11 protein-coding genes are annotated in these 12595 nt (G+C 72.8%); 5 read left to right on the top strand and 6 right to left on the bottom strand.

Translation table 11 applies throughout. The annotated features are described in order from the left end of the window. Nucleotides 1-46: 46 nt before the first annotated feature. On the bottom strand, nucleotides 47-634 hold the full coding sequence (locus ACFYZ3_RS21535; protein WP_388520017.1) for a TetR/AcrR family transcriptional regulator: 588 nt from the start codon (nucleotides 632-634) through the stop codon (nucleotides 47-49). A 127-nt stretch (nucleotides 635-761) separates the two neighbouring features. Between ACFYZ3_RS21535 and ACFYZ3_RS21530 the strand changes: the two genes are divergently transcribed. Next, nucleotides 762-2243, top strand: a complete 1482-nt coding sequence (locus ACFYZ3_RS21530; RefSeq protein WP_388520014.1) for an amidase — start codon at nucleotides 762-764, stop codon at nucleotides 2241-2243. 575 nt (nucleotides 2244-2818) lie between these two features. Here the strand turns inward: ACFYZ3_RS21530 and ACFYZ3_RS21525 are convergent. Beyond that, nucleotides 2819-3511 carry a helix-hairpin-helix domain-containing protein gene (locus ACFYZ3_RS21525; RefSeq protein ID WP_388520011.1) on the bottom strand — a complete coding sequence of 231 codons (693 nt, stop codon included), beginning with the start codon at nucleotides 3509-3511 and terminating at the stop codon, nucleotides 2819-2821. 326 nt (nucleotides 3512-3837) lie between these two features. On the opposite strand from ACFYZ3_RS21525, the gene ACFYZ3_RS21520 reads away from it, so the two are divergent. Then, on the top strand, nucleotides 3838-5052 hold the full coding sequence (locus tag ACFYZ3_RS21520; RefSeq protein WP_388520008.1) for an alanine--tRNA ligase-related protein: 1215 nt from the start codon (nucleotides 3838-3840) through the stop codon (nucleotides 5050-5052). Between the two features lie 7 nt (nucleotides 5053-5059). Here ACFYZ3_RS21520 and ACFYZ3_RS21515 read toward each other — a convergent pair whose 3' ends face one another. Beyond that, complete coding sequence (locus ACFYZ3_RS21515) at nucleotides 5060-5995, bottom strand: MurR/RpiR family transcriptional regulator (protein WP_388520005.1); 936 nt, start codon at nucleotides 5993-5995, stop codon at nucleotides 5060-5062. A 207-nt stretch (nucleotides 5996-6202) separates the two neighbouring features. Between ACFYZ3_RS21515 and ACFYZ3_RS21510 the strand changes: the two genes are divergently transcribed. From ACFYZ3_RS21510 to ACFYZ3_RS21500, 3 genes are read left to right on the top strand one after another with little or no spacing between them, the layout of a single operon-like run. Further along, a complete protein-coding gene (locus ACFYZ3_RS21510) occupies nucleotides 6203-7189 on the top strand; it encodes an N-acetylglucosamine kinase (RefSeq protein WP_388520002.1) in 987 nt (328 codons plus the stop codon). A gap of 8 nt (nucleotides 7190-7197) precedes the next feature. Then, on the top strand, nucleotides 7198-8769 hold the full coding sequence (locus ACFYZ3_RS21505) for a sodium:solute symporter (RefSeq protein ID WP_388519999.1): 1572 nt from the start codon (nucleotides 7198-7200) through the stop codon (nucleotides 8767-8769). A gap of 39 nt (nucleotides 8770-8808) precedes the next feature. Continuing rightward, nucleotides 8809-9984 carry an anhydro-N-acetylmuramic acid kinase gene (locus ACFYZ3_RS21500; protein WP_388519996.1) on the top strand — a complete coding sequence of 392 codons (1176 nt, stop codon included), beginning with the start codon at nucleotides 8809-8811 and terminating at the stop codon, nucleotides 9982-9984. Between the two features lie 24 nt (nucleotides 9985-10008). On the opposite strand, the gene mgrA is transcribed toward ACFYZ3_RS21500, so the two are convergent. The 3 genes from mgrA to ACFYZ3_RS21485 form a co-directional block, all read right to left on the bottom strand. After that, nucleotides 10009-11055: an L-glyceraldehyde 3-phosphate reductase gene (gene mgrA, locus ACFYZ3_RS21495; protein WP_388519993.1), complete on the bottom strand. Its 1047-nt coding sequence runs from the start codon at nucleotides 11053-11055 to the stop codon at nucleotides 10009-10011. Between the two features lie 120 nt (nucleotides 11056-11175). Continuing rightward, entirely contained in the window at nucleotides 11176-11541 is a 366-nt protein-coding gene (locus ACFYZ3_RS21490) for a darcynin family protein (protein ID WP_388519991.1), read from the bottom strand. 56 nt (nucleotides 11542-11597) lie between these two features. Then, complete coding sequence (locus tag ACFYZ3_RS21485; RefSeq protein ID WP_388519988.1) at nucleotides 11598-12491, bottom strand: NAD(P)H-binding protein; 894 nt, start codon at nucleotides 12489-12491, stop codon at nucleotides 11598-11600. Between the last annotated feature and the right edge of the window lie 104 nt (nucleotides 12492-12595).

Genomic DNA, 12595 nt, shown 5'->3' with positions numbered 1-12595 from the left:
CCGGCCGGAAGCCCGCGGCACCGACGAGATCCGGCTGGGCCCCGTGCTACTGGTCCACGATCGCCTCGACGATGCGCATCAACCGCTCCCCCGCCCGGTCGATGCTTCCGTTCTGCGTGCTGACCTGCGCCCCTTCGAGGACGAAAGTGATCTGGGCGGCGACCTGTTCGGGGTCGGGCATTCCCGCCTCGGCACACAGGGCGACCAGCCTGCGGGTCTGGCGGGCCTTGTGCTCCTCGATCACCTGTCGCGCGGGGTGGGAGCGGTCGGGCAGCTCGGCGAGGGAGTTGATGAACGGGCAGCCCCGGTGCGAGAGCCCCGGCAGCCCGTCGGCGATGAAGCGGGCGAGGCCCAGGATCTGCTCCCGGGGCCGGCCGGGGTGTTCGGCCTCGACGCGGTCGAAGGCCGCCTGGTACTCGGCGGCCAGGATCCGCAGCCATTCGGCGACGAGTGCGTCCTTGGTCTCGAAGTGCCGGTAGATCGCCATCTTGGTGGTCTCGGCCCGCTCGGCGATCGCCTGGACTCCCACGCGCCGGATGCCCTCGCTCTGGAAGAGCTCCTCGGCCGCGTCGAGGATGCGCTCGCGGGGCGGCAGCTTCGCCACTCTGCCCGGCCTGGCGGCGGTCGATGTCATGCCTGCTACGGTACCAGCCCGTCCCGATCGATACCGTTCGGTATCGAGCAGGACTCATGGGTATCGTCCGATGTACCGATCCGATGTACCGATCCGATGTACCGATCCGATGTACCGAGGAGTGACAGTGAGAGTGTCCGAGTACGTGCGCCACGACGCGGTGGGGCTCGCGGAACTGGTGGCCGAGGGCGAGGTGACCCCCGCCGAGGTGGAGGCCGCCGCACGCGAGGCCGTGGGGAGGGTCAATCCGCGGATCAACGCGGTCGTGGAGACCTGGCCGGCCGACGACCGGCCCGCCCCGGGCAGCACGCCGCTGGCCGGCGCGCCCTTCCTGATCAAGGACTTCGGGGTCGCCATGGCGGGCCGGCGCACGGAGTTGGGCAGCCGTCTCGCGGCCGGGCACGTGGCCCGCTCCGACTCCTTCCTGATGCGCCGCTTCCGCCGCGCGGGCCTCGTGACCCTCGGGCGTACCGCGACGCCGGAGCTGGCCTACAGCATCACCACGGAGCCGGTGCTGTACGGCCCGACCCGCAATCCCTGGGACCCCCGGCGCGGCGCCGGAGGATCCAGCGGCGGCGCGGCCGCGGCCGTCGCGGCCGGAGCGGTCCCCCTCGCCCACGCGACCGACGCCGCCGGCTCGCTGCGCATCCCCGCCGCGTACAACGGCCTCTTCGGGCTGAAACCCACCCGCGGCCGGGTCTCCATGGGCCCCGCCCTCGACGAGGGATTCAACGGCCTGGCCGTCCAGGGCAGCGTCAGCCGCACCGTACGGGACAGCGCCGCCCTGCTCGACCTGATAAGCGGCCCGGAGCCGGGCGACCCCTACTTCGCCGAGCAGCCGTCCCGCCCCTACGCGGAGGAAGTCACGCGCCCGCCGGGCTCGCTGCGGATCGGGGTCCTCGCCCGGGCCTGGGGCGGGCGAGCCACCGCCGCCCCGGTGGCCGAGGCCCTGGCGCGCACCGTACGTCTGCTCGAATCCCTCGGGCACCGCACGGAGGAGGTCGTGGTCGGCCTCGGCGCCGACTGGGAGGAGTTCGTGCTGGCCAACGCCCGTCTGTCGACCGCCAATCTCGCGGCCTCGGTCGACGACCTGTCGGCGGCCCTCGGCCGACCCGTCGACTCCTCGTGTCTCGAACCGGCCACGCTGGCCGCTCACCACTACGGGCAACGGGTCAGCGGCCCCCAGTTCGTCACCGCCCTCGCGATCCGCAATCGCGTCGCCCGCGGCCTGGCGCGGTACTTCGGCACCTACGACCTGCTGCTCACCCCCACCCTGCCGGAGCTGCCCCCGCCGCTGGGCGCCTACGGCGAGGGCGCGGAGGCGCTCGATGGCCTCGGCTGGATCGAACGGCTCAACGACCACTCCCCGTTCACCATGGCGTTCAACGTGGCGGGCACACCGGCCATGTCCGTGCCGGTGACGGCCGACACCGGCACGGGACTCCCGATCGGCATGCAGTTCGCCGCCGGTTACGGACTCGAAGGGCTCCTCTTCCGCCTCGCCGGCCAGCTCGAACAGGCACAGCCGTGGTCGGGCCGCATCCCTGCCGTGTGGGCGGGAGACCCGCCCGTTCCGCGAGGCCGGACGGGCTCCGCCGCGTCCCGGTAGTTGCCCGGGAAGCGCGGTGCGCCGTGCTCGACGCGGTAGGGGCAGAGACCTGCCGCACGTCCGGACTCCCCGGTGTCCGGGGCGAAGGCGGCGTCGTGGGCCTCCAGGGCGAAGGCGACGGCGGACCCGGGCGCGGGCGCGGCGCGGCGTCGCCCTCCGAGGGCAGCTCGCTGCGCCGGACGACGGCGGCGAACTGGGACTCGGGCAGTGGCCGTTGCTCCCACGGAAGTCCTCGTCCAGTTCGGAGGAGCGCCGGGGGCCGCTCTTGCAGTCGGCCGGGGTCCCGGGCCGCCGGACGCGTGCCGGCTCCCGGATGTCTCGGGGCTCGCCGACGGCCCGCGGCGCCGTCGGTGTCGCCGGCTCCACGGCAGCCCGTCACGAGGACGGCCAGGGCGAGCGCGCCGCCGCCCGCCGTGACCGCACCGGTGTCCCACTCCCCCGGGCCATGCGTCCCCCGCGTCACGCGCTCCGGCAGCGAATGGGTCGTGCCGTCCCCTCGTGCCTGCCGTCCACCGCGCCGCCGACGGGGGCGGGGAGCCGTGAAGAAGCCGATGCAGGAGGGGAGAGCCGGGGCGTTACGACGGCGGCAGGAAGACCAACCGGTCCGCGACGGCGTCCAGATGCCGCGGTGGCAGGTCCATGGTGACGGACAGGTCCTCCACGGAGGCGAAGCCACCGACCGCCGCCCGCATGCGCACGGCCGCCGCGGCCCGTTCGTCGGACAGGGTCAGGTGGCGGGCCAGGTCGCCGGCGGGCACGTTGTTGACGTCGACGAGACCGCCGTCGGGAAACGCCCGGTCGGCCAGGTCGACGCGGCCGATGCGCAGTTCGAGCGCCTGACGGGGGTCGGTGGCGGCGATGCCCCGCGCGGTCTCCCGCGCCGCCCGCTCGTCGCGGTGCGCGGCGAGCAGGACACGCTGCCGGCTCTGCAGCGGGTACAGCAGCCCCCCGTCGGGGCGCTGCCACACCCGGGACCGGATCGCGAAGGCGTGCCCGGTCCCGACGAGGATGCTGAAGAACATGGCGGCGCCGAACACGACCTCGTACGTGGCGGACACGTCCGGGTCGAAGGTGACGAAGAGCGCGGCCGCCACGCCGTAGGGCACGGTGGCCAGTGCCTGCGCCGGGCTCTTGGTGCGCGCCGTCGCGTGGATCATCAGGGGCAGCGTCCCGAGTCCGAGCGTCAGGACGGGGATCAGCGCCCACAGCGAGGTGAGCAGCGTCCGGGTGAGATGCTCTCGTTTCCTGAAGGGATGGAAGTCGGCCATGCTGCTCCCCCGTATCCGTCGGCCCGCGCTGTCCCTGCCAAGGCAGGGACTCCCGGAGGGGGCGGCGCGGTTGCGGAATATCCGGGTGCTCGCACCCGCCCGGGGCGTTATCTTCGAGGCATGAACGTCATCGGCAGGATCATCTTCGCGACCGCGCGAGCGACCAGCTCGCCGGTTGCCGCCGCCTGACCTTCTCCCTTCCCACCGGCGACCGGAAACGGTTCGTCGGTGGTTCACGTGGCGCTCCGCCACCCTCGCCCTGGTGCGACGACCGCACGGTTCCGTTCTCCGGTGCCTCTCCCGCCTCGAAGCGAAGGAGTCACCCCATGGACACCGAGCGCGTCCTGAGCACGTTCGTCGAGTACTACGAGGACCAGGGCCATCGCCGGATCACCGGCTCGACGCTGCTGCCCGGGCCGGGCGATCCGGTCCTGTTCACCAGCGCCGGCATGCATCCGCTCACCCCGTACCTGGAGGGCCGCCCCCACCCGCTGGGCCGGCGGCTGGTCAACGTACAGCGCTGTCTGCGCACCACGGACCTGGACGAGGTCGGGGACAGCACCCATCTGACGGTGTTCCAGATGCTCGGCACCTGGTCGCTGGGCGACTACGAGGGCCCGCGGAGTCTCGACTGGGGCCACCGGCTGCTCACCGAGGGGCTGGGCGTCGACCCGGGCCTGCTGCACGCCACCGTGTACGGGGGCGGTGAGCAGGTCGGACCGGACACCGAGTCGCTGCGGCTGTGGCAGGAGCGCGGCGTTCCCGTGGAGCAGACGGTGGACGACAACTGGTGGTCCAACGGGCCGGTGGGCCCGTGCGGACCCGACTCGGAGATCTTCCTGTGGAGCGGTGACTCCCCGCCCCGGTCCACGCCCACCGGCGACGACCGCTGGGTGGAGGTGTGGAACCACGTGATGATGCGCCACCGCCGACTGGAGGACGGCCGCCTCGTGCCGCTCGGGCAGCGCAACGTCGACACCGGCCTGGGCCTGGAGCGCCTCGCCACGCTCCTGCAGGGCAAGTCGTCGGTGTTCGAGTGCGACGTCTTCGAGCCCTGGCGACGGCTGCTGCCCGCCCTGTGGCCGCTGGACGAACCGTCGTTCCGGGTGGTCTGCGACCACCTCCGGTCGGCCGTCGTGGTCGTCGGCGACGGTGTCCGCCCGTCCAACACCGGCCGGGGCTACGTGCTGCGGCGCCTGGTGCGGCGGCTGCTCACCGTGCTGTGGCGGGACGATCCCTCGCGCGGGCTCGGTGACCTGCCGGACGAGTTGGTCACGCACACCCTGGACCACTTCCGCCAGGACGGCGACCCCCACCTCCAAGGCCTCGTGCGGCGCCTGCTGGTGGAGGAGGAGCGCCGGTTCCGGCGGCTCCTGGAACGCGGCAGGAACGTGCTCGCCCGGCCCCGCTTCCGGGGCCCGCTGGGAGAGGAGGACTTCCACTACCTCCACGACACCCACGGTCTGCCGCGCGAGCTGGTGACGAGCCTGCGCGAGGGCGAGTACCCGGAAACGGGAGGAGTGGGGACCGTGCGGTCGTGACGCGCCGTCACCCGGTGCGGCGCGTGGGACGCCGGCGGCGCTGGACGGCTCCGTAGGTCTCTTCGAGGGCGGTGGTCGCCGCGTCGTAGGAGCGCTGGGCGACGCCGACGAAGAGGCAGTCGATGACGGCCAGTTGGGCGATGCGGCTGACCGTCGCGCCGGAGCGGAACGGCGTTTCCCGCGCGCAGGTCGTCAGCACCAGGTCCGCACCGGTGGCGAGCGTGGAGCCCGGGTCGTTGGTCAGGGCGATGGTGGTGGCTCCGCGTTCGGCCGCGGCCTGGAGGGGCTCGGTGGTGTCCTCGGTCTCCCCGGAGTGGGAGACGGCCAGGGCCACGTCGCCGGGCCCCAGCAGGGCCGTCGCGGTGAGCGCCGCGTGCCGGTCGCTCCAGATGAAGGCCATCCGGCCTATGCGGTGCAGCTTCTGGTGCAGGTCCTGGCCGACGAACGCGCTGGCCCCCACGCCGAAGATGTCGACCCTGCGGGCCTTGGCCACCGCGTCCACCGCCCGGCCCAGCGCGTCGACGTCGAGTGCGGCGCCCGAGTCCTCCAGGGCCCGCACCTCGTTGTAGATGATCTTGCTGACTATCCGGTCCAGCGAGTCCGTCGGACTGATGTCGGTGCCGCCCTGCGCCGCCCGCTCACCGCCCAGGGCGTGCTCCCGCGCGGCGGCGGCCGCCAGGGCAAGGCGCAACTGGGGGTAGTTGCCCGTGCCGATGGTGCGGCAGAACCGCATCACGGTGGCCGCCGAGGTGCTCGCCCGCTCCGCCAGCGCGTGGATGGACAGTTCCGCGACCTGTCCCGGGTCGGCGAGGACCGCGTCGGCCACCCGCCGTTCCGAGGGGGCCAGGGAGGACCGGGCGGCGCGGACGCGCGTGAGGATGCCGGCGAGCGGCGCGTCCTGGGCGGACGGCTGCGGCACGCGGGACGAGGACTGGCGGACCATGGCCCCTCCTGGATGTGGTGAGCACAGGGTAATGGGGTGACCCGGGCGGGTCAAAAAGTTACGCACTGAACAACATGACGTTACTTATTGACATCCGGAGGGCGGCGTTCCCATACTCGGACGGCGATCCGCACCGGTCACCGACGACCTGGTGGCTCTCGACGTGCCGGGTCACTCGGGCAAAGGGCAAGCCGTATGACTTCAGTAGTGGCGGTAGATCTCGGGAAGACCGGTTGCCGCGCCATGCTGTGGAACAGCGCCGACTCGTCACGGGCCGTCAGCTCCGTGGCCGGTGCCCCCGGTCTGGCGGCGCCCGACGGGGTGACCGCGGCGCGTGCCGCCGTGCGCGCCGCCGTCGAGCCGCTCCTTCGGGAACCGGGCCGTGCCCGGCCGGAGTCAGTCCTCGTGGGCGCCGCCGGAGCGGCTTCGGCCCCCGCGGCCGCCCGGTCCCTGGTGGGTGCCCTGCTGGAGGACCTGCCCGTCCAGGAGGCGGCTGTCACCAGCGACGCCGTCACCGCCCACGCCGGCGCGCTCGGCGGCCGGGCGGGGGTGGTGCTGGCGATCGGCACCGGTGCGGTCGCGGTCGGTATCGGCGCCGACGGGACGTACGCACGCGTCGACGGGTGGGGCCCGCTGCTCGGTGACGACGGCAGCGGCGCCCGGATCGGCACGGCCGGACTGCGAGCGGCCCTGCGCGCCCACGACGGGCGGGGCCCGGACACCATGCTGCTGCCCGCCGCCGTCGGTCTCTTCGGCGACCTCGAACGGCTGCCGGCGACCGTCGCACGGGACGGCAATCCGGCCCGTACGGCCGCCACGTTCGCCCCCGAGGTGGCCCGCGCCGCCGAGGCGGGGGACACCGTGGCCGCGGCGATCGTCCGGGACGCCGCCGCCGACCTGGCCGAGACCGCGCTCGCGGCGGCCCGCCGGATCGCCGCGGGCGGCGATCCGCTGCCGACGGCCGTCACCGGCGGTCTGACCGGCCTCGGCCCGGCCCTGATGGCGCCGCTGTCCGCCGCCCTCACCGGTTCCGGACTCCCCGTGCGGCTCACGTCCTCACTCGGCGACCCCCTGGACGGGGCCCGGCTGCTGGCGCTGGACCGCACGACCCCTCACACCTCCCTCGTCGTCCGCGTCCGCCGGACGACCGCCAACCCCCTCCCCACGCCGGCGACCCCACCGGCCAGTGTCTAGGAGCAAGCGTGCGCCAGCTCGACCTCGTGGTGATCGTGGTCTATCTGATCGGGATCGCCTGGATCGGCCTGCGGAAGGCAGGCCGGCAGAAGTCGGCGAAGGACTACTTCGTCGGTGAAGGCCACATGCCGTGGTGGACGGTCTCCTTCTCCGTCGTCGCCACGGAGACCAGTGTGCTGACGGTGATCAGCGTCCCCGGCGGCGCCTACAGCGGCCAGGGTTTCGGCAACGTCGAACTGGCCCTGGGCTACGTCGTCGGACGCGTCGTCGTGGCCACGGTGCTGATCCCGCTCTACAAGCGCGGCGGCTTCGTCAGCGCCTACCAGTACCTGGGCGACCGGTTCGGGCTGAAGCTGCAGGGGCTCGCCTCGGTGACCTTCGTGTTCACCCGGCTCCTGGCCGAGGGCGTGCGGCTGTTCGCCTCCGCCATCCCGATCAAGCTGCTGCTCGACGAGTTCGGTGTGCACGCGAGCTACCGCGTGATCATCATCGTGATCACGCTCATCACCGTGGTCTACACGTACCTGGGCGGCATCAAGGCGGTCATCTGGACCGACGCCATCCAGATGGTCCTCTACCTCGGCGGCGCGGTCCTCGCCGTGGCCGTGCTCTCCGCCCACGTCGGCGGTGACGGCTACGCACGTGCCCTGGACGCCGGAAAGTTCCAGCTCTTCGACACCGACTTCAACCTCGCCCACATCCTCACCAGTCCGTTCGCCCTGCCCACGGCGATCATCGGCGGCGCCATCTTCGCCATGGCCTCGCACGGCTCCGACCAGCTGATCGTCCAGCGGGTGCTGGCGACGCGGACGCTGCGCGAGGGCCAGAAGGCCATGATCGCCTCGGGTGTCTTCGTCACCGTCCAGTTCGCCGCGTTCTCCCTCGTCGGCGCGCTGCTGTGGTCGTACAACGAGGGCAGGTCCTTCGCGGAGCTGGGGCTGTCCAGCTCGGACAACCTCTACCCCGAGTTCATCCTGCACGGGCTGCCGGTGGTCGTCTCGGGCCTGCTCGTGGCCGGCATCCTGGGCGCCGCGATGGGGTCGCTGTCCTCGGCGCTGAACTCCATGTCGAACTCGACGGTCGCCGACATCATCCACAGCTTCTTCCGCAGTACACCGTCCGAGGAGGCGCTGCTCAGGCTCGCCCGCTGGATGACGCTGGTGTGGGCGACGCTCATGGCCGTCTTCGCCTGCGCGTTCAGCGCGAGCACGGGCAACGTGTACCTGACCGGTCTGACCATCGCCGGCTACACCTACGGCGCGCTGCTCGGCGCCTTCCTGCTGGGGCGGCTCGTCAAACGTGCCAACGAGGTCGACTCCATCGTGGCCTTCCTGGTCACCATCGGGGTGATGACGTACATCGTGCGCGGGGTGAAGATCGACGTCACCACCGGCGGGACCACGGTGTCCCAGGCGATCGCGGCCCAGTGGCTGGTGCCGATCGGCGTACTGATCACCCTGCTCGTCGGCGGTGTGCTGAGCCTGTTCCACCGGGCGCCGGAGTCCGCCGGGGGCACGGCGGTCGACGAGGAGCCGGGCGCCGGGCCCGACCGGCTGACCTCGACGGCCGGCCGGAAGTGATCCCGTCCTGACCCGCCCAACCCCTCGCAGGAGTACATCGTGCGTGTGATCGGCCTGATGTCAGGCACCTCCTACGACGCCATCGAGGCGGCCGCCGCGGATCTCGAACTGCGTGGCGAGGCCCTGGTGATGCGCCCGCTCGGCCATCTCTCCGCCCCCTACCCGGACGGGCTGCGCGACCTGATCGCGGGCAGCCTGCCCCCGGCGGCGGCGTCGGTCCGGACCGTCGCCCGGCTCGACACCGGCATCGGGCAGGCCTTCGCCGACGTGGCCGTGCGGGCGGTGCGCGAGCTGTGCGGGGGCGCCGCCGATCTGGTGGTCTCGCACGGGCAGACCGTGTACCACTGGGTGGAGGACGGCGCCGTGCGCGGCACCCTCCAGCTCGGCCAGCCCGCCTGGATCGCCGAGGCGACCGGTCTGCCCGTCGTCTCCGACCTGCGCGGCAGGGACGTCGCGGCCGGCGGTCAGGGGGCGCCGCTGGTGGCCATGACCGATGTCCTGGCCCTGGCCGCGCTGCCCGGCGTCCCCGCCGCCCTCAACCTGGGCGGGATCGCCAACGTCACCGTCGTCGCCCCCGGCGCCGAACCGCTGGCCTTCGACACGGGCCCTGCCAACGCCCTGATGGACGCCGCCGTACGGCACTTCACCGGCGGTGCGGCCGCGTACGACGAGGACGGGCGGCGGGCCGGGGCGGGCCGGGTGGCCCCGGGGCTGCTGCGGGTGCTGCTGGACGACCCGTACTACGGCAGGCCGGCTCCGAAGAGCACCGGCAAGGAGCAGTTCCACCTGCCGTACCTGCTGCGGGCGCTCGCGTCGGCGCCGGTCGCCGAACCCGACGACGTCCTGGCGACCCTGGCCCGGCTCACCGCCGTCACAGTCGCCGACGCCTGCCGCGCGCACGGTGTCACGCGGCTCGTCGTGTCCGGCGGTGGCGCGCACAACCCGGTGCTGATGGGCATGCTCGCCGAGGAGCTGCCCGGGGTGGCCCTCGGTTCCAGCGACGCGCTCGGGCTGCCTTCCGACGCCAAGGAGGCACTTGCCTTCGCCCTCCTGGGCTTCCTGACCGTCAACGGCCTGCCCGGCGCGATCCCCTCGGGGACGGGCGCCCGCCGGGCGTCACTGCTCGGCAGCATCACACCCGGGCGGGAGCCGCTGCGGCTGCCCGAACCGGCCGGCGAGCCGCCCCGGGCGCTGCGCATCGTCGGCGGGTCCTGAGCACCGCTGCGGACCGGGGACGCCTCAGCCGAGGTCGCCGGTGCGGGCCCGCCGCCACAGGTCGACGTCGCCGTCGACGACCGCGTGCTTGTCGATCTCGGCCAGTTCGTCGTCGCTGAAGGACGGGTTGGCCAGAGCAGCCACGTTCTCCTCCAGCTGCTCGGGGCGGGAGGCGCCGATCACCAGCGAGGTGACACGCGGGTCGCGCAGCGCCCAGGCGAGCGCCATCTGCGCCAGGCTCTGGCCCCGGCGGGCGGCGATGTCGTTCAGGGCGCGCAGCCGCCGGACGGTGTCCTCGGTGAGCCAGCCGGTCGCGAAGGACTTGCCCTGGGTGGCGCGGGACCCCTCGGGCACGCCGTCGAGGTAGCGGCCGGTGAGCAGCCCCTGGGCCAGCGCGGTGAACCCGATGACGCCGAAGCCCTCGTCGGCGGCCGCGTCGAGCAGGCCCTCGGTCTCGATCCACCGGTTGAGCATGTTGTACGACGGCTGGTGGATGAGCAGGGGGGTGCCCAGGTCGCGGAGGATCGCCGCGGCCTGCCGGGAGCGTTCGGCGTCGTAGGAGGAGATGCCGACGTACAGCGCCTTGCCCTGCCGCACCGCCGTGTCCAGCGCCGTCATGGTCTCCTCCAGCGGGGTGGAGGCGTCCAGGCGGTGGGAGTAGAAGATGTCGACGTAGTCGAGACCCGTCCGCTTCAGGGACTGGTCGAGGGAGGCGAGCACGTACTTGCGGGAGCCGCCGCCCTGGCCGTAGGGGCCGGGCCACATGTCCCACCCGGCCTTGGTGGACACCACCAGCTCGTCGCGGTACGGCGCCAGGTCCTGCCGCAGGATCCGGCCGAAGTTGATCTCGGCGGACCCGTAGGGCGGACCGTAGTTGTTGGCGAGGTCGTGGTGGGTGATGCCGAGGTCGAAGGCGCGCAGGGCGATCCGCCGCTGGGTCTCGAACGGCTTGTCGTCGCCGAAGTTGTGCCAGTAGCCGAGGGAGAGAGCGGGCAGATCGAGCCCGGAGCGTCCGGTGCGGCGGTACTGCATGGTGCCGTCGTAGCGGCTTGGGTCCGCGACGTGGTTCATGGGGGTTCTCCGGTGGGGAAGCGGTCGGACGGCCCGTGCCACGTGACCGTCCGGCCGCGGCGGCATCGCGGGCGCCGCCAGTTTCTCACCGTCGTCGGCGACGTGATCCACCCGGTCCGGTCAGGTGGAGATGGTGGTGACCGCGTCGACGCCGTAGGTGCGCGCGTAACCGTTCTCCGTGCCCACCAGGAGGTCGACGACCTCGAAGTACCGGTCCCAGAAGGGTGTCTCGCGCAGGGCGTCGACGAGGAGCTGGTAGGCGTGGTGGTCGTCGGCCTCCCAGACCCACACGTCGGTGACGCGGGCGGAGTAGAACTCCGTGTCGTAGAAGCGTGACCGGACGCCGGTGGTCCTGGCCTCGACGACGGGGACGACCTCCGTGGTGAAGGCGTGCACCCGCTCCTCGACGGTCATGGCGAGCCACTCGGGTGAGGTCTTGACGAGCATGAACGCGGTGACCGGGGTGTGGGCCGTCTCTTCGGGCATGGTTGCTCCCTGTTTCGGGGTGAGAGTGAGTGTGCGAGGTGGGTGAGGGTGGAGATTCAGGACAGGACCACGGGCCCGAGGGTCCGGGCGACCCAGTCCTCGAAGGTGGTCGGGGTGGCCGTGGACGGGGTGCGGGTGACACCCGCGTCGAGGCCGTCGTCCTTGGCCCGCTTCATGTCGACGACGCCGTCCACGAAGTCCTTGTCGAGGCCGTAGCCGACCAGGGTGGTGCGCAGGTCGTCGAACGTCTGGCGTTCGTAGCGGACGGGGCGGCCGAGCTGTTCGGTCATGATGCGGGCCAGGTCGTTGGGTGACAGGTCCCGCGGTCCGAGCACCGGGACGCTGCCGGTGCCGGTCCACGACCGGTCGAGCAGGAGACCGGCGGCCACGGCGGCGATGTCGGCGACGGCCACGAGCGGGGCCTTGCGCTCGGCGTCGACGACGTCGGTGAAGCAGCCGCGCTCCCGGATCGAGCCGGCCTCCTCCAGGAGGTTCTCGAAGAACGACGGGTTGGCCAGGGCCCGGTAGGCGACGCCGGTCTCCTCGATGAGGTCGTCCACGGCGAGTGAGGCGGTGACGAGCCCCGCCCGGGCCGCGACCGGGGTGCCGCGGCCGAGTGCGGAGACGCCGACGACATGGCCGACGCGGTGCGCGGCGAGCGCGTGCGCGGCGGGCCGGGTGAAGCCCCGGTAGGCGTCGTCCGGGGCGCGGGAGGAGTCCGGCGGGACGAGCCAGAAGACGGCGTCGGCGCCGTCGAAGGCCCGGTCGACGACGGCGGGGTCGCCGTGCGAGCCGGTGATCACCTCGACGCGCTCGCGCACCGGGGCGGCCAGGCGGGCGGGGTCGCGCACGATCACGCGCAGTTCCTCGCCCCGGGCGGGGGCGGACTCCAGGAGCAGGGGCAGCAGTCGGCGCCCGATGTTCCCGGTGGGGGCAGTGATGACGATCATGAAAACCTCGTGGGTCGTTCCGTTTCGGGTACGCCCACATCCTGCGTAGCCACGAGGTGTTGCCACAATGGGAACTTCAGCAAGGGATTGTTGCCCGGAACGGA

The sequence above is a fragment of the Streptomyces sp. NPDC001599 genome (assembly GCF_042893535.1).
Taxonomy (GTDB): domain Bacteria; phylum Actinomycetota; class Actinomycetes; order Streptomycetales; family Streptomycetaceae; genus Streptomyces.
This window is presented reverse-complemented; position numbering and strand designations above follow the sequence as displayed.

Excerpts from the sequence above, each read along its gene's own strand:
- ACFYZ3_RS21535 (WP_388520017.1), bottom strand. The coding sequence starts at position 634 with ATGACATCGACCGCCGCCAGGCCGGGCAGAGTGGCGAAGCTGCCGCCC.
- ACFYZ3_RS21520 (WP_388520008.1), top strand. The coding sequence starts at position 3,838 with ATGGACACCGAGCGCGTCCTGAGCACGTTCGTCGAGTACTACGAGGAC.
- mgrA (WP_388519993.1), bottom strand. The coding sequence starts at position 11,055 with ATGAACCACGTCGCGGACCCAAGCCGCTACGACGGCACCATGCAGTAC.
- ACFYZ3_RS21490 (WP_388519991.1), bottom strand. The coding sequence starts at position 11,541 with ATGCCCGAAGAGACGGCCCACACCCCGGTCACCGCGTTCATGCTCGTC.
- ACFYZ3_RS21525 (WP_388520011.1), bottom strand. The coding sequence starts at position 3,511 with ATGGCCGACTTCCATCCCTTCAGGAAACGAGAGCATCTCACCCGGACG.
- ACFYZ3_RS21515 (WP_388520005.1), bottom strand. The coding sequence starts at position 5,995 with ATGGTCCGCCAGTCCTCGTCCCGCGTGCCGCAGCCGTCCGCCCAGGAC.
- ACFYZ3_RS21485 (WP_388519988.1), bottom strand. The coding sequence starts at position 12,491 with ATGATCGTCATCACTGCCCCCACCGGGAACATCGGGCGCCGACTGCTG.